This is a genomic window from Alysiella sp. (genome assembly GCF_030525755.1).
In the GTDB taxonomy this organism is placed as follows: domain Bacteria; phylum Pseudomonadota; class Gammaproteobacteria; order Burkholderiales; family Neisseriaceae; genus Simonsiella.
Window position 1 is genome coordinate 14,109 of the sequence record NZ_JAUNEC010000009.1, and the last position, 21,515, is coordinate 35,623.

At 45.7% G+C, this 21,515-nt stretch carries 18 protein-coding genes; 8 read left to right on the forward strand and 10 right to left on the reverse strand.

Annotated elements, in window-relative coordinates:
* Positions 1–103 precede the first annotated feature (103 nt).
* Positions 104–1,546: a metalloprotease TldD gene (gene tldD / locus Q4B82_RS03250; protein ID WP_303065000.1), complete on the forward strand. Its 1,443-nt coding sequence runs from the start codon at positions 104–106 to the stop codon at positions 1,544–1,546.
* 352 nt (positions 1,547–1,898) lie between these two features.
* On the opposite strand, the gene Q4B82_RS03255 is transcribed toward tldD, so the two are convergent.
* Positions 1,899–2,858 carry a beta-ketoacyl-ACP synthase III gene (locus Q4B82_RS03255; RefSeq protein ID WP_303065001.1) on the reverse strand — a complete coding sequence of 320 codons (960 nt, stop codon included), beginning with the start codon at positions 2,856–2,858 and terminating at the stop codon, positions 1,899–1,901.
* A gap of 113 nt (positions 2,859–2,971) precedes the next feature.
* Between Q4B82_RS03255 and gloA the strand changes: the two genes are divergently transcribed.
* The 4 genes from gloA to Q4B82_RS03275 all read left to right on the forward strand — a co-directional run bounded on the left by gloA (position 2,972) and on the right by Q4B82_RS03275 (position 6,998).
* Positions 2,972–3,376 (forward strand): lactoylglutathione lyase, encoded by a 405-nt coding sequence (gloA, locus tag Q4B82_RS03260; protein ID WP_303065002.1) that lies wholly within the window; start codon positions 2,972–2,974, stop codon positions 3,374–3,376.
* Between the two features lie 283 nt (positions 3,377–3,659).
* A complete protein-coding gene (gene ptsN, locus Q4B82_RS03265; protein WP_303065003.1) occupies positions 3,660–4,106 on the forward strand; it encodes a PTS IIA-like nitrogen regulatory protein PtsN in 447 nt (148 codons plus the stop codon).
* A gap of 14 nt (positions 4,107–4,120) precedes the next feature.
* Positions 4,121–5,086, forward strand: coding sequence for an HPr(Ser) kinase/phosphatase (hprK, locus tag Q4B82_RS03270; protein ID WP_303065004.1), 966 nt, complete (start codon positions 4,121–4,123; stop codon positions 5,084–5,086).
* Positions 5,087–5,459: 373 nt separating this feature from the next.
* On the forward strand, positions 5,460–6,998 hold the full coding sequence (locus Q4B82_RS03275) for an iron ABC transporter permease (RefSeq protein WP_303065005.1): 1,539 nt from the start codon (positions 5,460–5,462) through the stop codon (positions 6,996–6,998).
* A gap of 170 nt (positions 6,999–7,168) precedes the next feature.
* Here the strand turns inward: Q4B82_RS03275 and aroA are convergent, their stop codons facing one another.
* From aroA to dksA, 6 genes are all read right to left on the reverse strand, one after another.
* Positions 7,169–8,464 (reverse strand): 3-phosphoshikimate 1-carboxyvinyltransferase, encoded by a 1,296-nt coding sequence (gene aroA / locus Q4B82_RS03280; protein WP_303065006.1) that lies wholly within the window; start codon positions 8,462–8,464, stop codon positions 7,169–7,171.
* A 381-nt stretch (positions 8,465–8,845) separates the two neighbouring features.
* Complete coding sequence (locus tag Q4B82_RS03285) at positions 8,846–9,295, reverse strand: biopolymer transporter ExbD (protein WP_303065007.1); 450 nt, start codon at positions 9,293–9,295, stop codon at positions 8,846–8,848.
* A gap of 3 nt (positions 9,296–9,298) precedes the next feature.
* Positions 9,299–9,964 carry a MotA/TolQ/ExbB proton channel family protein gene (locus Q4B82_RS03290; RefSeq protein WP_303065008.1) on the reverse strand — a complete coding sequence of 222 codons (666 nt, stop codon included), beginning with the start codon at positions 9,962–9,964 and terminating at the stop codon, positions 9,299–9,301.
* Between the two features lie 67 nt (positions 9,965–10,031).
* Positions 10,032–10,895 (reverse strand): energy transducer TonB, encoded by an 864-nt coding sequence (locus Q4B82_RS03295; protein WP_303065009.1) that lies wholly within the window; start codon positions 10,893–10,895, stop codon positions 10,032–10,034.
* A 229-nt stretch (positions 10,896–11,124) separates the two neighbouring features.
* Complete coding sequence (gene hpnC / locus Q4B82_RS03300; RefSeq protein ID WP_303065010.1) at positions 11,125–11,940, reverse strand: squalene synthase HpnC; 816 nt, start codon at positions 11,938–11,940, stop codon at positions 11,125–11,127.
* Between the two features lie 103 nt (positions 11,941–12,043).
* Positions 12,044–12,460, reverse strand: a complete 417-nt coding sequence (gene dksA / locus Q4B82_RS03305; protein ID WP_303065011.1) for an RNA polymerase-binding protein DksA — start codon at positions 12,458–12,460, stop codon at positions 12,044–12,046.
* Between the two features lie 308 nt (positions 12,461–12,768).
* On the opposite strand from dksA, the gene Q4B82_RS03310 reads away from it, so the two are divergent.
* From Q4B82_RS03310 to Q4B82_RS03320, 3 genes are all read left to right on the forward strand, one after another.
* Complete coding sequence (locus Q4B82_RS03310; protein ID WP_303065012.1) at positions 12,769–15,609, forward strand: 2-oxoglutarate dehydrogenase E1 component; 2,841 nt, start codon at positions 12,769–12,771, stop codon at positions 15,607–15,609.
* Positions 15,610–15,670: 61 nt separating this feature from the next.
* Positions 15,671–16,858, forward strand: coding sequence for a 2-oxoglutarate dehydrogenase complex dihydrolipoyllysine-residue succinyltransferase (odhB, locus tag Q4B82_RS03315; RefSeq protein WP_303065013.1), 1,188 nt, complete (start codon positions 15,671–15,673; stop codon positions 16,856–16,858).
* Between the two features lie 68 nt (positions 16,859–16,926).
* Positions 16,927–17,622 carry a TIGR02117 family protein gene (locus tag Q4B82_RS03320; protein WP_303065014.1) on the forward strand — a complete coding sequence of 232 codons (696 nt, stop codon included), beginning with the start codon at positions 16,927–16,929 and terminating at the stop codon, positions 17,620–17,622.
* Positions 17,623–17,982: 360 nt separating this feature from the next.
* Here the strand turns inward: Q4B82_RS03320 and Q4B82_RS03325 are convergent, their stop codons facing one another.
* The 3 genes from Q4B82_RS03325 to acnB form a co-directional block, all read right to left on the reverse strand.
* Positions 17,983–18,168 carry a hypothetical protein gene (locus Q4B82_RS03325; RefSeq protein ID WP_303065015.1) on the reverse strand — a complete coding sequence of 62 codons (186 nt, stop codon included), beginning with the start codon at positions 18,166–18,168 and terminating at the stop codon, positions 17,983–17,985.
* A 107-nt stretch (positions 18,169–18,275) separates the two neighbouring features.
* A complete protein-coding gene (locus tag Q4B82_RS03330; RefSeq protein ID WP_303065016.1) occupies positions 18,276–18,509 on the reverse strand; it encodes a hypothetical protein in 234 nt (77 codons plus the stop codon).
* A 236-nt stretch (positions 18,510–18,745) separates the two neighbouring features.
* Entirely contained in the window at positions 18,746–21,334 is a 2,589-nt protein-coding gene (gene acnB, locus Q4B82_RS03335) for a bifunctional aconitate hydratase 2/2-methylisocitrate dehydratase (protein WP_303065017.1), read from the reverse strand.
* Positions 21,335–21,515: the final 181 nt, after the last annotated feature.

Genomic DNA, 21,515 nt, shown 5'->3' on the forward strand with positions numbered 1-21,515 from the left:
TTATAATCCAACATCATTGATTTTTTTTATTTCAAGGCTGCCTGAAAACCCCCAATTCATCTCGCATCAGGTTTCAGGCAGCCCCCCATTTTTCACAACTACCATGTCCCATATTTTCCAAACTGTTTCCCAAGACCTGTTACATGCCAACCATTTATCTGCACATGAATTGGCACAATCACTTGCCATTATTGGTAATCATCATATTGATTATGCAGATATTTATTGTCAACGCACCGCTTTTGAAAGCTGGCATTTGGACGAAGGCATGGTTAAATCAGGCAGCTTCCAAATTGACCAAGGCGTAGGTGTACGCGCCGTATCAGGCGACAAAACCGCTTTTGCCTATGCCGACAGTTTAAGTGCCGATGCCATCAAACGCGCCGCTCAAACCGTTAAAGCCATTGGTACGGCAGGCAATTCGCACCCTATTCGTGTACCCACACCCTTTTACGGCAAAAACGTACACGGCACGTTCAATCCCATAGACACTTTAAATTCCAGCGAAAAAATTGCCCTATTGCACAAAGTAGAAGCCTTGGCACGCGCTGCTGACCGACGCATCGTACAAGTGATGGCAGGCTTAACCTGTGAACACGACTTGGTTTATATTGCACGTTTAGACGGTCGCCACGCTGCCGACATTCGCCCATTGGTGCGTCTGAATGTTACTGTGATTGCCCAACAAGGCGAACGCCGTGAACAAGGCAGCGCAGGCGGTGGCGGACGTTTTGATTTAAGCTGCTTTACCGATGCCCAAATCCAAGCATATGTGCAACACGCGGTGCAACAAGCCCTCATCAATCTGGAAGCACGCCCTGCACCCGCAGGCGAAATGACAGTGGTTTTGGGTAACGGTTGGCCAGGTGTTTTATTGCACGAAGCAGTTGGACACGGTTTAGAAGGTGATTTCAACCGCAAACAAACCAGCGTTTTCAGCGGTCAAATAGGCAAACGCGTTGCCGCCAAAGGCGTTACCGTGATTGACCAAGGCGACATTGCCGACAAACGAGGTTCTTTAAACATTGACGATGAAGGCAATCCAACCCAACGCAATGTGTTAATTGAAGATGGTATATTGGTTGGCTATATGCAAGACGAAACCAATGCCCGTTTAATGGGTGTACCCGTTACAGGCAATGGACGGCGTGAGAGTTATGCCTCAGCAGTGATGCCACGCATGACCAATACCTTTATGGAAAACGGCACACACGAAGCACAAGAAATCATTGAAAGCATAGAAAAAGGCATTTACGCCATAAATTTTGGTGGCGGGCAAGTGGACATTACCAGCGGCAAATTCGTGTTTTCCGCCAGCGAAGCATGGTGGGTGGAAAACGGCAAACTACAATATCCTGTAAAAGGAGCAACCCTTATTGGCAGCGGTTCAGAAGTGATGCAACACATTTCCATGATTGGTAACGACACAGCATTAGACACAGGAGTCGGCGTATGCGGTAAAGAAGGACAAAGCGTGCCAGTTGGCGTAGGACAACCAACCTTACGCATTGATGCAGGTTTAACAGTAGGTGGCAGCGAAACATAGGCTTTCAGGCAGCCAGTAACCAACAAATGTGGTCGCTGCAAACAGTAGCATGGTCATGGTCGTTTCCAACTATAGTGAATTAAAATAAGAAAGATGCAAGGCGACCACGCCCGCCGTGTACAAATAGTACATAAGGGCGCAGGCAACGAAGTAGATTTCTTATTTTAATTTACTATAAAACAAACAAAGCGGCAACGAGAGCAGTTCGTGTATATTTAACACATAAGGTAGTTGGTAATGTGGTACGCTTTGTATTTGAAACGACTATAATTTTTCAATTCTGTGACCACACTCATGAAATAAAGCTGCCTGAAAAGATTTCAGGCAGCTTTCTCATACAATAGAATAATCATCAATATTCAACCAAAACCGCACCCCAAGCGAAACCGCCGCCTATGCCTTCCAACAACAATTTCTGACCGCGTTTGATGCGACCGTCTTTAATGCCCGTGTCCAATGCCAATGGAATGGAAGCAGCAGAAGTATTGGCATGTTCCGCAACCGTTAAAATCACTTTATCCATGCTCAAACCCAAATGTTTGGCAGTGGCTTCAATAATGCGACGATTGGCTTGATGTGGAATCAACCAATCAATGTTGTCGGCTGATGTACCTGATTCCTTCAAAACCGCATCAGCAACAGCAGCCAGCTGTTTAACGGCAAATTTAAAAACCCCTTGACCGTCCATTTTCACAAAAGGTGAACCGCAGATTTTTCCTTCACTCATTTGTGCTGGTACTTGAAGCAAATCCAAATGTGCGCCATCAGCGTGTAAACGGCTGTGTATGATGCCCCCTTGCTCGGCTTTACCCAATACTACTGCACCCGCACCATCACCAAACAACACACAAGTAGCACGGTCTTCCCAATCCAAAATTCGACTGAAAATATCCGCACCAATCACCAGAGCTTTGTTTGCCATACCGCTTTTAATATAGGCATTGGCAGTTGTCAGCGCATACATAAAGCCCGCACATACAGCTTGCACATCAAAAGCAGGACAACCTGCAATACCCAATTTATGCTGCACAATGGTAGCGGCAGATGGAAACTGCATATCAGGCGTGGTGGTGGCAACCACAATCAAATCAATATCATGAGCATCTACACCTGCATCATTTAAAGCACGGCGTGCAGCTTCAACAGCCAAATCGCTGGTTTTTTCGTGTTCCGCAGCCAAATGACGCGCTTTAATGCCTGTACGCGAAGTAATCCATTCGTCAGAAGTATCAATGCGCTGTGCCAAGTCGTCATTGCTAACGCGGTTAGCGGGCAAATAGCTGCCTGTGCCGAGAATTTGGGATTGAGACATGGTGCGGATTCCTGTGGTTTGTAAACCGCTTATTGTATGCAAACTGAATGCATTACTCAACTGTGATACAATCAATTTTTCACTAAAAATATCGTTAAATAAGGAACATCTCCATGCGTTTATTGCACACCATGTTGCGCGTTGGCAATTTAGAACAATCGCTGGCGTTTTATACCGAAGTTTTGGGCATGAAACTCTTGCGCCGTAAAGACTATCCCGATGGGCGTTTTACTTTAGCTTTTGTGGGCTATGGCGAAGAAAGTGAAACCGCAGTCATTGAATTGACCCACAACTGGGACACCAACACTTACGATTTAGGCAATGCTTATGGACACATTGCGATTGAGGTGGACAACGCAGCAGCTGCCTGTGATGCCGTGCGTACCAAAGGTGGTAAAGTTACCCGTGAAGCAGGTCCGATGAAACACGGTAGCACCGTCATCGCTTTTGTGGAAGACCCTGATGGCTACAAAATTGAGTTTATTGAGCGTAAAACTGGCGATGATACTTATCAATAATGCCTTACAAAACTGTTTCAGGCTGCCTGTTTAATGTTAAATAGACCAGAACCTTACCCAAACTCATTTCACAGGGACAGATTGCATATCTGTCCCATTTTTGCTTGCAGAGATTTTTATTTTTATCAATTAATTATAAAATCAATATGTACATGAAATCCAGACCCCAAAAGTTTCTGGCTGTCTGCCCCCTTAGGCAAATGTAAAATCCATTTTTCCGATTGAGCGAAATCACGGTAAACGTTAAAATCCGCGTTTCATTTTTGATACAAGACCCACCAATATGAAATCCATTGGCGAAATTCTGCCTCTTTCACACATTGTTTTGGATATGGAAATCAGCAGCAAAAAGCGACTATTTGAAGAAATCGGTCATTTGCTTGCCGATGAAACACATGGTTTAAATGCAAACGAAATTTTTGATTGCCTGTTTGCTCGTGAACGTTTAGGAACAACAGGTTTGGGTCATGGTGTCGCTATGCCACATGGTCGTCATGCCGATGTTGTTGCCCCTATCTCGGCATTTATCCGCCTAAAAGAAGCGGTGGATTTCGATGCACCTGACGGCAAGCCCGTTTCCTTGGTTTTCATTTTGCTTGTTCCCGAAGCCTCAACAGGTGAACATTTGGAAATACTCGCCCATTTGGCTGAACGTTTTACCGACAAAACTGTGCGAACCGCTTTATCCGAATGCCAACATGCTCATGAAGTGTGTCAATTATTGGTTTAATTTAAAGGAACAATATGCCCAGCGTAAGTGTACGTCGCCTGTATCAAGACAACCAACAAAAATTGCAGCTGTCTTGGGCAGCTGGCACCGCTGCTGGCGATAACCGAATCAGCATTGAGGTCGACCGTCGTATGCCTGCTTTGGTGGGGCATTTGAACTTCATTCACCACAATCAAGTACAAGTGCTGGGTGAAGCAGAAGTGGCATACATCAAAAAGCTCGAACAAACCGATGTCCCCATTGGCTTGAACGGGCTTTTTGATTTTCCGATTACTTTGATGATTGTTGCCAACAACTTACCTGTCCCTCACTTATTGCGCGATTATTGCCATACACGCAATGTACCACTTTTAACGTCCAAATTGGAAAGCCCCTATTTAATGGACGTATTACGGATTTACCTACAAAGGATTTTGGCGGTATCCACTATAGAACACGGCGTGTTTCTCGATGTATTTGAAATTGGCGTATTGCTCACAGGTGCATCAGGTTTGGGCAAAAGCGAATTGGCTTTGGAATTGGTTTCGCGTGGACACAGCTTGGTTGCCGATGATGCGGTTGAACTGTTTCGTACTGCACCAGAAGTATTGGAAGGACGTTGTCCACCTGTATTGCGTGATTTTTTAGAAGTACGAGGTTTAGGCATACTCAATATTCGCCATATTTTTGGTGAAACCGCCGTTCGCCCCAAAAAACAGTTAAAACTGATTATTCACTTAGTGGCAGCCGATGATGACTACATGAAACGTTTAGACCGTTTAAGCATACGTACCGAAACCGCCAGTATTTTGAATGTCAATATCCGCTCCGTAACCTTGCCCGTTGCAGCAGGACGCAATTTAGCGGTTTTAGTAGAAACCGCCGTGCGCAATTACATTTTGCAACTGCGTGGCAAAGACAGCACACGCGAATTTTTGGAACGTCATCAAAGCATGATGAAAGAAATCGCCACCCACGATGAACACGATGGCACAAATTGATTCGCGCACCATTTTTCAGGCAGCCTATTTATTTAATACCAGTTCGGGATAAAAATTTAACTATTTTTTAAAAAATTTGTCGCATAATGTGTGCTTGAACCCACCACAGCGATTAGTAATTATTGATTTCAGACTGCCTAAAAAATGGCAGATGCACACAACCCCTTACACAAATTATTTATTTTCATTGTGTTTTCAATTTTCTTATCCCCAGTTCACATTATAGTTGTTTGAAATTAAAATAATACAGCATTGCCAACTCCTTTAATATACTAGGTGTACACGGCGGTCGCTGTCGCCTTATCTGTGTTAATTTCAAACAACCATATTTCAAAGCCGCCTAAAACCCCATTACACAAAAACTCCCACCTCTATGTCGCGTTTATCCCTGCTTGTAACCGCCCTTTTTCTTGGCATGATGGTTGTGGCACCATTGTGTGCCATGCTGTTTTACGATGATGCAGCCCCCCTATGGCAAGAAGTATGGCAAGAACCTTACTACCGCAAACGCCTTGTGTGGACAGTATTTCAGGCAGCCTTAACCGCCATATTGACCACCCTTTTGGCCTTGTTGCCCGCATGGACATTGGCACGCTTGGATTTTCACGGACGACAACTCATCTTACGCCTGCTGATGCTGCCTTTCATTATGCCTACTTTGGTTGCAGGCATGGGGGTATTGGCATTATTTGGACATCGTGGCGTACTGTGGCAGGGTTGGCAAGACACGCCCTATTTATTACTGTATGGCAATGTGTTTTTCAATTTGCCTGTGGCGGTATTGGCAGCCTATCAAGGTTTTTGCCAAGTTCCAGCCAGCCGCCTGTACGCCGCACGTACGCTGGGCGCAAACGCATGGCAAAATTTCTGGCACATTGAATTACCCATTGTGCGTACATGGCTTTCAGGCAGCGCATGTTTGGTTTTTCTCTACTGTTTTTCAGGTTTTGGCTTGGCTTTACTACTAGGCGGACGCAATTACGCCACCGCAGAAGTGGAAGTCTATCAACTTATTGCCCACGAATTAGACATGGCACGCGCTGCCGTTTTGGTATGTTTGATTTTAAGCGCAACCGCCATTGCAGGCATACTGTACGCCCTGATTGGCAAACGCACGCTAACCGCCCCAATTCAATCCATACCACCCCAAAAAGTTTCAGGCAGCCTATATGCCTTACCAGTTTTAACACTATCCCTATTACTGTTTTGTTGCGGCTTGCCCTTATTGGCAATTTTCACACAAGTCCTGCGTTCAGACCACGCAGCTTGGTCGGTGTTATGGGACAAAGACACCCTATCCGCCCTATGGAACACCCTACAATTTTCCGCTTCTGCCATATTCTTATCTGCCATTTTAGGCATGGCACACGCCACCGCTGCCCGATATTCCGCCATGATACGCGCGCTCACTTTTCTGCCTTTTATGGTTTCCCCCGTTTGTTTGGCTTTCGGCATTTTGCTGCTCTATCCCCAATGGGCAGCCACCCTACCCATGCTGATTGCCATTTATGCCCTACTTGCCTATCCCTTTGTTACCCAATATGTTTTAGCCAAATGGGATAGCCTGCCTGAAAACATCATGTACGCCACACGCCTTATGGGTGCCAGCCCCTTTCAGGCAGCCTACTTGGTTTATTTCCCCTTGCTTCTGCCTGCTTTACGGCGTGGCTTGGCATTTACTGCTGCTGCCTGCATCGGCGAATTTGCTGCTTCACTCTTTCTCTCTCGCCCAGAATGGACAACATTAAGCACCTTAATTTACCGCTACTTGGGACGAGTTGGTACACTCAATTACCACAAAGCCCTGATTTTAACCTTACTGTTAATGGTTCTGGCTTGCTTGGTCTTTTGGGTTCTCACACCACCCAAAACACAAGAACACAAATCAACTGGCAATTCACTTTTCCAATGATTTGTGTTCCATTTTTGCTCACTTTTTTCAGGCAGCCTGAAACCTGTTCTCTTTATGCTGGCGGAGAAAGTTAGGGTGCAGACCTATCAAGTTCCCCAATTGAACACCGCGTAGGTCGTATACCGATATCCGACAAATCCAGTGGTTTCAAACGCTACCTGAAACCGTTTTCACGCACTCAAACCGTTGAACACTTCAAAATAAGTGGGAAAGGTTTTGTGTGTGCATTTGGGGTCGTTGATTTGCACGCCCACGCCCAGCAGCGACACCAGCGAAAAACACATCGCCATGCGGTGGTCGTCATAAGTATCAATTTCTGCATTATCAATGAGTTGTGTGGGCGGTGTGATGTGGATTGCGTCTTGTTCTTCAATCACTTCTGCACCCACTTTTCGCAATTCGGTTGCCATTGCCGCGATGCGGTCGGTTTCTTTCACGCGCCACGATTCAATATTGCGAATGCTGCACTTGCCTCCCGTTGCCAATGCCACCACCGCCAACGTCATTGCCGCGTCTGGAATGTGGTTCGCGTCCAAATCAAAGGGCTGGATTTTTTGCTCTGGCGCGCGTGAAACTTCAATAAAATCATCGCCCCACAACACGGTTGCACCGATTTTTTCCAATTCGTGTGCAAACGCCACATCGCCCTGAATCGCGTTTTTGCCCAAACCTGTAACGCGAACGGGGCTGCCTGAAAGCAAACCTGCCGCCAAAAAATAGCTCGCGCTGGACGCATCGCCTTCCACATTCACGATTTGGGGCGCGTGGTATTTCGCGTTTTCAGGCAGCCTGAAAATGTGATAATCTTGATTTTCCACATTCACACCAAATTGTTTCATTAAATTCAAGGTAATATCAATATAAGGTTTGGAGATGAGTTCACCCTGCACCACAATTTCCCACGCCTTGCCCGTGAGCGGCAGCGCCATCAACAGCGCAGTGAGAAATTGGCTGGACACATTGCCCTTAATGGGGATTTGGTGTACTTTTTTATCAACAAAATCATGAATTTGCAAAGGTGGATAGCCCTCATTGCCCAAATAAGCCACATTCGCCCCTGCAATACGAAGTGCGTCCACCAAATCGCCAATCGGACGCTCGTGCATGCGCGGCACGCCGTGCAAATGGTAATCGCCGCCTAAAATCGCCAACGCGCCCGTTAAAGGGCGGAATGCCGTGCCAGCGTTGCCCAAAAACAAATCGGCTTGCTTATTCGGAAATTTGCCCGACTGCCCGACCAATTTCAGGCTGCCTGAATCGGTGGTTTGCATGGGAACGCCCAATTTTTCAAGGGCTTCCAGCATTCGGTCGGTGTCGTCCGATTTGAGCAGCGAGCGGATTTCGCATTCGTTGTCCGACAAAGCGGCAAGCAGCAAAGTGCGGTTGCTGATGCTTTTTGACCCCAACAGGGCAACGGTGTTGTGCGCTTTTAATTGGCGTGGTGCGAGTGTGATGAATTCGGTCATGATGACAGCCTGAAAACAGAAAATGTGTGATTATAAATGAATTTAGCTTATAGGCTGAAACCTTTGTAACAATGGCTTTGAGGTTACGGCATCTTGGATTATATGGTCAATCTGCTGTAATCGTAGAAGTGAAAAAGCAGTATTAAGACGACAACGTCTGTCGTGTACAGTAGTACATTTCAATTCTGCGTATATAATTGAGCGGATTTTTTTAGTTTTTACAAAGAGTTAAAGGCTGCCTGAAATATTTCAGGCAGCCTTTAAGTTGAAGATATGGTGAATTCCATTTAAACCAATACAGCGTTGCCAAATACCTTATGTACTGGATTGTGCACGGCGGTTGCCGTTACCTTATCCTGATTTAAATTGAATAAATTCAAGTTATTGTGCCAATGGGGCATTTTTAACTTCCATACGGAAACCTACTTTGGTTAATTTGGCTTCTTTTGCCGCTTCCAGTAATTTCAATACATTATCGTAAGCTGTTTTTTCATCTGCATCAATGGCGATAATGGTATCGGGATTTTCTGCTGCAATGCGTGCCAATTCAGTTTTTACCGCCAGCAAATCCACTTTATTGGCTGAATCTGCACCAATGGTGTATTTACCATCGGTGTCCACAGCAATTTCTAAAGGTTTCAAATCCTTATTAATTTGTTCTGGCTTGGTATTTTCACTTGCCACAGGTAAATTAATTTGAATTGAGTGGGTTAAAACAGGCATGGTAATCATGAATACAATCAATAACACCAGCATCACGTCCACCAAAGGCGTTACATTGATGTCGCTCATAGGCGCATCATCGCCATCGTTCATGGAATTAAAAGCCATGATTTATTCCTTCTCTTGGGTGTTAATCAGTTGAACGTGTAAATCATGTCCAAAATTGTGCAATTCGCGTGCAATGGTTTTGTTGCCACGCATAAAACAGTTGTACGCCAAAACCGCAGGAATCGCTGCAAATAAACCAATCGCGGTTGCCACCAATGCTTCACCGATTGGACCTGCTACGGCGGCAATACTCATCTGACCCGAGGTGCTGATGTTTGCCAACGCACGATAAATTCCCCAAACCGTACCCAACAAGCCGATAAATGGTGCGGTTGAGCCAATGGTCGCCAAAACCACCATACCACCTTCAAAACGGCTTTGGATTTTACCCATGCTGTGGCGCATTTCACGTTCAATATAAGCATTTTTGGGTAAGTTGGCTGAAAGCATGTTTTCTTTGGCATGGATAAAACGATGACGTGCTGCCATACCGTCTAATGCCAATTCGCTGATAGGCGAAGGGTTTTGCTTGGCAGCTTGTTCAGCAGCTGCGATAGATTTAGCCGCCCAAATGGCTTCGCTGGCGATGCGATTGGCTTTACGTGCTGAACAGTATTGTACAAAACGTAAAACGATGATGACCCATGTAGCAATACTCATCAAAATCAAAATCAAAAATACACCAATAAGTACGGCATCGCCGTGTTGAAATACTAATCCTAAATTCATGATTTTTCCGTAAGTTTGATATTAAAAATGGTTTCAGACTGCCTGAAAATGTGCTATTGGCCTCTGCTCAATCCAGTTTAAAGTTAAACGGTGCAATAAAACGCGACCGAACCGATACACCATTGATTTTCTTGGGTGTACCACGCGTGGCACGAACTGCCCTTAAAGCTGCATTGTCCAATGCGCGTGAACCACTGCTTTTCACTACTTTGGCTGATGAAATACTACCATCAGGTTCCACAATCACTTCCACACGCACCAAACCCTGTTCATCGTTTTCACGCGCACTGGTCGGATAAGGGGGAATGGGAATGGTCATTGTCCCTGCTTCGTGAATGGCATTGGCATCAACAGGACGGTCATTATCGCCTTTGGGTCCCATGCCTGTACCACCTTTATTGTCACTTGCGGGATTGCCTGGACGCAAACTGTTTGGGTCTGTGCCACCGCCTCCACCTGCCACACCATTAGGTGAACGATTTTGCGGATTGGTTTGTGAAGAAACCGTTGGCGTATTAGTGGGTTTTAAAGGTGTTTCAGCTGGCTTAATGGGTTCAGGTTCTTTTGGTTTAATGAGGTCAGGTTTTGGCTCAGATTCTTTGGGTTTCACAATATCCGCAGGGCGATCATCGCGTTCCACAACATGAACTTTGGGTTTCACAGGATCAGGCTTTTTCGGTTCAGGTTCTTTTTCTTTAGGTTTAGGCGGTTCAGGCGTAGGTGGTGGTGGCGCAGTTTCCATAGGCGCAGGCGCACCATCTGCCATAGGCTGGTCATCGCCCATGATAGACCCCAAATCCACAAAGGTTAAGTTATCAATGGTCGCTGGCTCGGGCTCGGTAGTACTTTTCCAAGCAGCGGCAATCAAACCGATGTGGATAAGTGTTACCACAGCAATCGTAGCAGGCGTGAGAATGCGGTTATTTTTCATAGGACATAATGATAAATGCAAACTATTCCTGTTTGTATTAAATTAACAAATATTTACAATTTTAATTGTGAATTATTACATAATCTGCCATTTTAACCCCAATACACGCCAAATAATCCAAATTAAAGTTAAAGTTCTATGTGATATTGTAAGTAAGCTGCCTGAAAATGTGCTCACATTTTCAGGCAGCCTGTTGTTCATTAACTTACAAAGTGTATCATTAAAACTACTATTGCTTTTGCCACGCTCGCTTTATCATCAATAACCAATCTTGCCAAGTTAAAACAGGGCGTTTCTGAAACACATCATATTGGTTTTCCGCGATTTTTTGCAAAATTCGTTGCCCACCTAATACAATCAAGCGCAATTCAAATCCAATCCGCCCTTTTAACGTTTTTGCCAATGGCGAGCCTGCTTTGAGCATTTTATGTGCTTTATCGCATTCATAAGCCAATAATTTTTGGAATGCCGAATCGGCTTGCCCTGCTGCGATTTGCGCTTCATTCACACCAAATTTTGCCATGTCGTCTTGCGGTAAATACACACGATTTTTCTGCCAATCAATCGCCACATCTTGCCAAAAATTAATCAGTTGCAATGCAGTACAAATGCCATCACTTTGCGCCAAACTGCGCTCATCGGTTTCACCATACAAATGCAGTAAAATGCGCCCAATGGGATTGGCAGAACGCCGTGCATAATCTACCAATTCGCCAAAATTTTGGTAACGTGTTTTAACCACATCTTGTGAAAATGCGTCCAATAAATCGTAAAATGGCTGCAATGGCAGACCAAATGGAACAATTGCTTCATGCTGCAAACGTTGTATCAAGGGTGTTTGTGGCATTGCCCCTGCTGCAAGCAAATCCAATTCTGCTTTCAGGCAGCCTAATTTTGTCAAACGGCTTTCACTATCGTCCTGTCCCTCATCCGCAATGTCATCTGCAGTACGTGCAAAAGCATAAACCGCATGTATGGGTTTACGCAAACGACGTGGCAGTAAAACAGAACCTACGGGAAAATTTTCGTAATGATTAACAGACATAATCCATAAAATATTGAGTGGATAAAAGACATATAGGCTGCTTGAAACCGTTTTAACGATTTTTCAGGCAGCCTATATCCATAACAAATACATTTTGTACTTTCTAATCCGCAAACTGCTTTTTCATGCGTTCACGGCGTTCTTGCGCCTCAACCGATAAGGTAGCAGTTGGACGTACCAGTAAACGTTTCAAACCAATCGGTTCGCCCGTATCACGGCAAAAACCATAGTCGCCCTCATCAATATCACGAATGGAAGCCTGAATTTTTGCCAACAACTTGCGTTCACGGTCGCGCGTACGCAATTCCAATGCATACTCTTCTTCTTGTGAGGCACGGTCAGCTGGGTCTGGTGCTGCTTCGTGTTCTTGCATTTGTTCAGTGGTGTTAAACGCATTCGCAATCAATTCATCTTGCATTTTTACCAAAACTTCACGGAAAAATGCCAAATGATCCGCATTCATATAATCGTCTTCCGAGCCATTCCAATTCAAAATATCTTGTTCATTGAGTTTTGCCATAAACTTTTTCCTTATCTTGATTTCTTATTTTTTAGGACATATATCGCACCAAAAGCACAGCATCATAACACGTTTTGTTAAAAATGGTGTTTTTGTTAGATAGGCTGCCTGAATATTGTGTGTTGCTTTTGCACCTCAAGAAAACCACACAGAGATAAGCTTGGCAAATAAGTATCACAAAAAACGCCGTTTTACCACTTATCAAGTGGCAAGATAGGGAGTAAAATAAATACTGATTGCGCCGCAGCCTGCACTAAAACAGCCGTTGCGGTTTTTCCACAATGTATTCCAACACAAAAGGCACAGCCATGATGGATGAAAAACTGAATTTCTCTTATTTGTTCGGTTCAAACGCTCCTTATATCGAGGAATTATATGAACAATTTCTACATAGCCCCGATTCAGTAGAGCCAGTTTGGCAAACTTATTTTCAAGATTTGGCAGCGCAACCTGGTGCAGTTGAAAAAGATGTAGCACACGGTCCCATTCAAGAATCGTTTGCTAATTTAGCCAAACAACATCGCAGCCAAGCTGTTTCAGGCAACCTTGATGAGGCATTATTGCAAAAACAAATTGCGGTTTTGCATCTGATTACCGCCTACCGCATTCAAGGCGCACATGCAGCAAAATTAGATCCTTTAGGTTTAAAACAGCCGCAACATATTGAAGGGCTTTCCCCCACAGAACATGGTTTAACCGATGCCGATATGGCTGTGAAATTCGGTTTGGGTGCAGGCGATTTCGCGATTGACGACAGCAACAAATTACCGCTTTCTGAAATCATCGCCAAATTGAAACAAACTTATTGTGGACACATTGGTGTGGAATACATGCACATCAATAACCGCGAAGAACGTTTGTGGATTCGCAATCATTTTGAACGTGATTTGTCCACGCCCAAATTCAATAAAGAACAAAAACGTGATATTTTAAAACAAGTTACCGCAGCCGAAACACTGGAACGCTATTTGCATACCAAATATGTGGGACAAAAACGCTTCTCAGTAGAAGGCGGTGAGAGCGCGATTGCAGGCTTGAATTATTTGGTACAAAACGCAGGTAAAGATGGTGTAGAAGAAATCATCATCGGCATGGCGCACCGTGGTCGCCTAAATGTTTTGGTCAATACTTTGGGCAAAAAACCTGGCGATTTGTTTGCCGAATTTGAAGGTCGTGCCGAAGTAAAATTCCCAAGCGGCGATGTGAAATACCACAATGGTTTTTCATCTGACATTGCCACACCTTACGGTGCCATGCACGTTACATTAGCGTTTAACCCATCGCATTTGGAAATTGTGAATCCCGTAGTAGAAGGTTCTGCGCGTGCCAAACAAGGTCGCCGTGGAACCGATGGTGTCAAACAGGTTTTACCTGTATTGATTCACGGCGACAGCGCATTCATCGGCTTGGGCGTGAACCAAGCAACTTTCAATATGTCTCGCACGCGCGGTTACACGACTGGCGGCACAATCCACATGGTCATCAACAACCAAATTGGCTTCACCACATCCGATACCCGCGACACACGCTCTACCGTGTATTGTACCGACATCGCCAAAATGGTAGATGCCCCCATTTTCCATGTGAACGGCGATGACCCCGAAGCCGTGTGCTATGTGGTTCAGGCAGCTTTGGACTACCGCAAACAATTCCAAAAAGATGTGGTAATTGATTTGGTGTGCTTCCGCAAATTGGGACACAACGAAGGGGACGACCCTACTTTAACCCAACCATTGATGTACCGTGCCGTTGCCCAACATCCTGGCACACGTGCCTTGTATGCTGAAAAATTAGTTAAAGAAGGCACAATCAGCACAAGCGAAGCCGATGGCTTGGTACAGGCCTATCGCGATGCTTTAGACAAAGGTGAACACGTTGAACAAACACGCTTAACCGACTATGAAAGCAAACATCGTGTAGATTGGTCTAAATATCAAGGTCAAGATTGGCGCGAAAACGTGGAAAGCGGTTTGCCAGCAGCAGACATTGCACGGCTGGCTGAAAAATTCACGCAATCACCCGAAGGTTTTGGTTTACACAACACCGCCAAGCGCGTGATTCAACAGCGCAAAGAAATGGCAGCGGGCGAGCAAAACATGGACTGGGGCATGGCGGAAACTTTGGCTTACGCCAGCATGGTAACCAACGGCACAGGTGTTCGCATTTCAGGTGAGGACTCAGGGCGTGGCACATTCTCACACCGCCACGCTGTGTTGCACGATACCAACCGTCAAACCCATGAAACAGGCATCTACATACCATTGCAACACATGGCAGAGAACCAAGCACCGTTTACCGTGATTGATTCTATTTTGAATGAAGAAGCGGTTATGGCTTATGAATATGGCTATGCCTGTTCTGCTCCCGAACAACTGACCATTTGGGAAGCCCAATTTGGCGACTTTGCCAATGGCGCACAAGTGGTGATTGACCAATTCTTATCATCTGGCGAAACCAAGTGGGGTCGTTTGTGCGGCTTAACCACGATTTTGCCACACGGCTATGATGGTCAAGGTCCCGAGCATTCATCTGCTCGTTTAGAACGCTGGCTGCAACTGTGTTCCGAACACAATATGCAAATCATCATGCCATCGGAAGCATCGCAAATATTCCACATTTTGCGCCGCCAAACACTACGTTCTATGCGCCGCCCATTGGTCATTTTCATGTCCAAACGCCTGTTGCGTTTCAAAGACGCAACCAGCCCATTGAGCGATTTCTTGGAAGGCACAACATTCCGCCCTGTAATTGGCGACACCGCCAACCGCGCCAACAACAGTAGCGTAAAACGCGTAGTATTGTGTGCAGGTCAAGTGTATTACGACATCGCCAAAGGTCGTGAAGAACGCGGTCTGGAAAACGATGTAGCAATCGTGCGCGTAGAACAGTTGTACCCATTCCCTTACGCCGAAGTTGAAGCCGAATTAGCCAAATACCCCAATGCACAAGAAATCGTGTGGGCTCAAGAAGAACCCAAAAATCAAGGCGCGTGGTATCAAACCCGTCATCGTTTGGAACGCTTGGCAACAGGCAACCAGCAAGTGTTGTACGCAGGTCGTCCTGCCAGTGCATCGCCTGCGGTGGGTTATGCCAGCAAACACAATGCCCAACTGAAACAGTTGGTGGAAGACACATTGAATTTCAATTAATCACTTTCAGGCTGCCTGAAAGTTTCAGGCAGCCTTTATCTGTACCCATTTGGAGATAAAAATGATTGTAGAAGTAAACGTACCCGTATTCGCCGAAAGCATTACCGAAGGCACCCTGCTTTCTTGGAAAAAGAAAGTAGGCGAAAGTGTAGCCCGTGATGAAATCTTGGTAGACATTGAAACCGACAAAGTGGTACTGGATGTACCCGCACCACAGGCTGGCGTATTGGTGGAAATTATCGTACAAGACGGCGAAACCGTTACCACGCAACAATTGTTGGCAAAAATTGACACCGAAGCACAAACTGGTGCAACAACTGCTGTTGAGCCTGCCGTTCAGGCAGCCACGACTACTGAAGCTGCGCCTGTTTCCAATGCCCAAGCAGGTGTTGCCATGCCTGCTGCGGCAAAATTGGCTGCTGAAAAAGGCGTTGATGTGAACAGCATTCAAGGTTCTGGTCGTGATGGTCGCGTGCTAAAAGAAGATGTACAAAAATCCCAAGCAAACCCAAAAGCAACTGCATCTGCTGTCGCTATACCACAAGGTGCACGCCCCGAGCAACGCGTACCCATGAGCCGTTTACGCGCACGCGTGGCAGAACGTTTGTTACAATCGCAAGCAGAAAACGCGATTTTGACCACGTTCAACGAAGTGAACATGAAACCCGTGATGGATTTACGCGCCAAATACAAAGACAAGTTTGAAAAAGAACATGGCGTGAAATTGGGCTTTATGTCTTTCTTTGTTAAGGCTGCGGTAGCCGCATTGAAAAAATTCCCTGTTGTGAATGCGTCTGTGGACGGCAACGACATTGTTTACCATGGCTACTTTGACATCGGTATTGCGGTGGGCAGCCCACGCGGTTTGGTTGTGCCAATCTTGCGCGATGCCGACCAAATGAGCATTGCCGACATTGAAAAAGCCATTGTGGATTATGCGGTTAAAGCCAAAGACGGCAAAATCGCCATTGAAGATTTGACTGGCGGTACATTCTCCATTACTAATGGCGGCACGTTCGGTTCTATGATGTCTACGCCCATCATCAACCCACCACAATCTGCGATTTTGGGCATGCACGCAACCAAAGAACGTGCCGTTGTGGAAAATGGCGAAATCGTGATTCGTCCGATGATGTACTTGGCATTGTCTTACGACCACCGCATTATTGACGGTCGTGAAGCGGTGCTGACTTTGGTAACAATCAAAGAATTGTTGGAAGACCCAGCTCGTTTGTTGTTGGATTTGTAATGTAAGCCAATCAGGTTGCCTGAAAGCAACAAAGCTTTCAGGCAACCTTTTTGTGGATTGAATAAGCAATGAAAAAAATCATTTTGTCTTTTTTAGGTCTATTAGTCGGATTATTAAGCTCAATTGTGGTTTATTTATTATCCGCCTATTATTTAGGCAAAATGCCACACAATACAGCACGAGACCCAAACGCCGTCCGAAACATACCTATTTTCATCATCAGCAATGGCGTACACACCGACATTGCCATGCCCATGAGCAACCAAGTATTTAATTGGCATCACATCATCAATCCCAAAGATACCCAAATGGGGCAAGAACAAACACCTAAATATGTCGCCATTGGTTGGGGAGATCGTGGTTTCTATTTGGATACCCCAACTTGGGCAGATTTAAAATTCAGTACCGCATTTTATGCAATTACAGGCTTAAACCAAACAGCATTACACATTAGCTATTATTTTCAAGAAATTGGAACCAATGAAAATATTGCCAAAATTATGGTAAGCCCAGACGAATATCAAAAATTGGTTCATGCCATTTTACCCAGTTTCAAGTTGTCTGAAAAAGGTACAGTTCAAGCCATTCCCAACGCACATTACGCCAATCATGATGCATTTTATGAAGCCAATGGACATTATCATTTGGCACAAACTTGCAATACTTGGACAAACTCCAGATTAAAAATGAGTGGCTTACCCGCAGTAAAATGGACTCCCTTTGCCAAACCTTTAATTGAATTTCATAAAAAAAATCAAATGTGAAACGAAAACCAACTGAAAATTTTTCAAAACCGCCATTATTGTCATTTCTCGTAGGCGTACTACCGTCCAAAATCAAATTTAAAAATTTTCAGTAACTTACTCTGGAGAGGGTTGAGGAAATCCAAAGAACCACCCTCACTAATCCCTTCCCGCCAGACAAGGGAGAAGATACGTTACTGAATATCAAAATGTTGCGATGCTGAAATTGATTTTGGACAGCAGTGCGCCTATTCAGGAATGACGGTATTGAACATTGCCACCGTTTGGTAAAAGTTTTAGGCTGCCTGAAAATTATGGTGGATTAAATTTAAATCAGGACAAAGCAACAACACACACCGTGTACAATATCACAAAAGCCATTCATTGCCGCCACCGCATACCAATCGGCGCGATTACCATACGCAAAACAGTTGGATAAGCAGCTCGGGTCAAATTGGTCTGCGGCATAATGTTGTGGGCGATTTGCGCGTGGTGCGCCTGTTTGCGCTGCGATTGGATGCGTAAATCGCGGTGCAGCCGTGCGGCTTGCATGGGGTCTATGGGCATAATGGGAACTCCTGTGTAGGCTGCCTGAAAACCAAATGATTTGATTGCTTTTAAATTTGAAGCAATGTAGAATAAAGGAACAGTGCATAGCACTTGGCATTCTGATTTTATTCAGAAAACGTTTCGGACGTGTGCGAGACGCTGCCCTTTCTCTTATACATGGTTTGCATGACCAATTTCTTACCTTTTTTACCACTGTGTACTTCTTCAATGTAAAACACAATATCATCACATTGTTTCATGTATTTGATGGCATCTCTGCCGATTTTGATTTTGCCTGCATATTCTACTTTGTCATAATTTTGAATGATGTCCGCAATCAAAATAAAGTCATCAGGCACAACCGCAACTTAACCGCGACTTTCTTCTGCTTTTGCATTACCATGTTGTTTTAAAACGTGTTTAATGCCGTAATTGTCTATTTCATGGGTGTAGGTACATAAAAGTGTTGTCACCTTGTTTGTGTTAATTTAAAACGACTGTATAACAACTTCTGTATTTTCTGTATTTTAACTTAGACACACAAAAGGCTGCCTGAAAATATTTTCAGGCAGCCTAGATTTATGTCATCAAACGATTAAGCCACATTCACTTTTGCCGCCACATCATTGTATTCAGGAATTTCATTGAAATTCATGTAGCGGTAGATTTTGTCGCCGTTTTCGTTGATGATGCCGATGTTGGCTTGGTATTCTTCCACAGTTGGGATTTTGCCCAATTTGGAGCAAATTGCCGCCAATTCAGCCGAACCCAAGAACACATTGGTGTTTTTGCCCAAACGGTTGGGGAAGTTGCGCGTTGAAGTGGACATCACGGTTGAGCCTTCGCGAACTTGCGCTTGGTTACCCATACACAGCGAGCAACCGGGCATTTCCATGCGCGCGCCTGCACGACCCAATACGCCATAGTGTCCTTCATTGGACAATTCTTGCGCGTCCATTTTGGTAGGCGGTGCCACCCACAGGCGCACAGGAATGTCGCTCTTGCCTTCCAGCAATTTGGACGCAGCGCGGAAGTGTCCGATGTTGGTCATGCACGAACCAATGAACACTTCATCAATCACCGTGCCTGATTTTTCCGACATGAAGCACACATCATCGGGGTCGTTCGGGCAAGCGATAATTGGCTCTTTGATTTCGTCCATATTGATTTCAATCACGGCAGCATATTCCGCGTCTTTGTCGGCTTCCAACAATTGTGGGTTCGCCAACCATGCTTCCATCGCTTTAATGCGACGTTCCAAAGTACGCGCATCGGCATAGCCATCGGCAATCATGTTTTTCATCAACACGATATTGGAAGTCATGTACTCAATAATCGGTTCTTTGTTCAAATGAACGGTACAGCCAGCCGCCGAACGTTCCGCAGAAGCGTCTGTGATTTCAAAGGCTTGTTCCACTTTCAAATCGGGCAAGCCTTCAATTTCCAAAATGCGACCCGAGAAAATGTTTTTCTTGCCTGCTTTGGCAACGGTCAGCAAGCCTTGTTTAATCGCATACAAGGGAATGGCATTGACCAAATCGCGCAAGGTTACACCAGGTTGCAGGCTGCCTGAAAAACGCACCAACACCGATTCAGGCATATCCAAAGGCATCACGCCAGTTGCCGCCGCAAACGCCACCAAACCTGAACCTGCTGGGAATGAAATGCCAATGGGGAAACGGGTGTGCGAGTCGCCACCTGTACCCACAGTATCGGGCAAGAGCAAGCGGTTCAACCAAGAGTGAATCACGCCATCACCAGGGCGCAAAGACACACCACCGCGCGTAGAAATGAATTCAGGCAGCTCTTTGTGGGTGCGAACGTCCACAGGTTTGGGGTAAGCAGCCGTGTGGCAGAATGATTGCATCACCAAATCAGCCGAGAAACCCAAGCACGCCAAGTCTTTCAATTCATCGCGGGTCATCGGGCCGGTGGTGTCTTGCGAGCCGACTGTGGTCATGCGTGGTTCGCAATAAGTGCCAGGGCGAACGCCTTGACCTTCGGGCAAACCGCAAGCGCGACCGACCATTTTTTGCGCCAAAGTGAAACCTGCTTTGCTTTCGGCAGGGGCTTGTGGCAAGCGGAATTTGTCAGACGCTGGCAAACCCAAAGCCTCACGCGCTTTGGCGGTTAAGCCGCGACCGATAATCAAGTTAATGCGACCGCCAGCCTGAACTTCGTCCAACAAAACTTGCGATTTCAATTCAAATTGGGCAACGGTTTCGCCATTTTTCACGATTTTGCCGTCATAAGGGAAAATGTCCACCACATCGCCCATTTTCAGTTGAGAAACATCAACTTCAATCGGCAATGCGCCAGAGTCTTCTTGGGTATTGAAGAAGATGGGGGCGATTTTGCCACCCAAGCACACGCCACCAAAGCGTTTGTTGGGAACAAAAGGAATGTCTTCGCCAGTGTGCCAAATCACGGAATTGGTTGCGGATTTGCGTGATGAACCTGTGCCGACCACATCGCCCACATAGGCAACCAAATTGCCTTTGGCTTTCAATTCTTCCAAAGTTTTAATGGGGCCGATTTCGCCTGCTTTATCGGGGGTAATGCCATCGCGTGGGTTTTTCAACATTGCCAATGCGTGCAAAGGAATGTCGGGGCGCGACCATGCGTCAGGTGCGGGCGACAAGTCATCGGTATTGGTTTCGCCATCTACTTTGAACACGGTAACGGTGATTTTTTCAGGCACGGCAGGGCGTGATGTGAACCATTCCGCGTCTGCCCAAGATTGCAACACGGCTTGTGCGTTCACATTGCCTTTGTCGGCTTTTTCTTTCACATCGTGGAAAGAATCAAACATCAATAAGGTGTGTTTCAAACCTTCGGCGGCGATGGGGGCGAGTTTGTCGTTGTCCAACAATTCAATCAGGGGGTGAATGTTGTAACCGCCCAGCATGGTGCCGAGCAATTTGGTGGCGTATTCGGGCGACACCAGTGGGCTGGATACGCTGCCTTCGGCAATGGCTGCCAAGAATGAGGCTTTGACTTTGGCGGCATCGTCCACACCAGCAGGCACGCGGTTGGCGAGCAAGTCCAACAAAAATTCGCCTTCGCCAGCAGGTGGGTTTTTCAACAATTCAGCCAAATCAGCCATTTGTTGGGCGGTCAAAGGCAGGGCGGGAATGCCTTGTGCAGCGCGTTCGGCTGCGGCTTTGCGGTAGGCTTCTAACATTTCTTTGTTCCTTATGTTTGGGGGTGTATTTTTCTTGTGGGTGTTTCAGGCTGCCTGTAAACAACACATAGGCTGCCTGAAAAGCGTGTTAATCATACCTTGTTTTTAGGCTGGTTAGCAAGATTTCTTCTTGATAAAACAGCAGTATGAAAATGATTGAATGTGATTATGGGTTAAACAA

Excerpts from the sequence above, each read along its gene's own strand:
- tldD (WP_303065000.1), top strand. The coding sequence starts at position 104 with ATGTCCCATATTTTCCAAACTGTTTCCCAAGACCTGTTACATGCCAAC.
- Q4B82_RS03255 (WP_303065001.1), bottom strand. The coding sequence starts at position 2,858 with ATGTCTCAATCCCAAATTCTCGGCACAGGCAGCTATTTGCCCGCTAAC.
- gloA (WP_303065002.1), top strand. The coding sequence starts at position 2,972 with ATGCGTTTATTGCACACCATGTTGCGCGTTGGCAATTTAGAACAATCG.
- ptsN (WP_303065003.1), top strand. The coding sequence starts at position 3,660 with ATGAAATCCATTGGCGAAATTCTGCCTCTTTCACACATTGTTTTGGAT.
- hprK (WP_303065004.1), top strand. The coding sequence starts at position 4,121 with ATGCCCAGCGTAAGTGTACGTCGCCTGTATCAAGACAACCAACAAAAA.
- Q4B82_RS03275 (WP_303065005.1), top strand. The coding sequence starts at position 5,460 with ATGTCGCGTTTATCCCTGCTTGTAACCGCCCTTTTTCTTGGCATGATG.
- aroA (WP_303065006.1), bottom strand. The coding sequence starts at position 8,464 with ATGACCGAATTCATCACACTCGCACCACGCCAATTAAAAGCGCACAAC.
- Q4B82_RS03285 (WP_303065007.1), bottom strand. The coding sequence starts at position 9,295 with ATGGCTTTTAATTCCATGAACGATGGCGATGATGCGCCTATGAGCGAC.
- Q4B82_RS03290 (WP_303065008.1), bottom strand. The coding sequence starts at position 9,964 with ATGAATTTAGGATTAGTATTTCAACACGGCGATGCCGTACTTATTGGT.
- Q4B82_RS03295 (WP_303065009.1), bottom strand. The coding sequence starts at position 10,895 with ATGAAAAATAACCGCATTCTCACGCCTGCTACGATTGCTGTGGTAACA.
- hpnC (WP_303065010.1), bottom strand. The coding sequence starts at position 11,940 with ATGTCTGTTAATCATTACGAAAATTTTCCCGTAGGTTCTGTTTTACTG.
- dksA (WP_303065011.1), bottom strand. The coding sequence starts at position 12,460 with ATGGCAAAACTCAATGAACAAGATATTTTGAATTGGAATGGCTCGGAA.
- Q4B82_RS03310 (WP_303065012.1), top strand. The coding sequence starts at position 12,769 with ATGATGGATGAAAAACTGAATTTCTCTTATTTGTTCGGTTCAAACGCT.
- odhB (WP_303065013.1), top strand. The coding sequence starts at position 15,671 with ATGATTGTAGAAGTAAACGTACCCGTATTCGCCGAAAGCATTACCGAA.
- Q4B82_RS03320 (WP_303065014.1), top strand. The coding sequence starts at position 16,927 with ATGAAAAAAATCATTTTGTCTTTTTTAGGTCTATTAGTCGGATTATTA.
- Q4B82_RS03325 (WP_303065015.1), bottom strand. The coding sequence starts at position 18,168 with ATGCCCATAGACCCCATGCAAGCCGCACGGCTGCACCGCGATTTACGC.
- acnB (WP_303065017.1), bottom strand. The coding sequence starts at position 21,334 with ATGTTAGAAGCCTACCGCAAAGCCGCAGCCGAACGCGCTGCACAAGGC.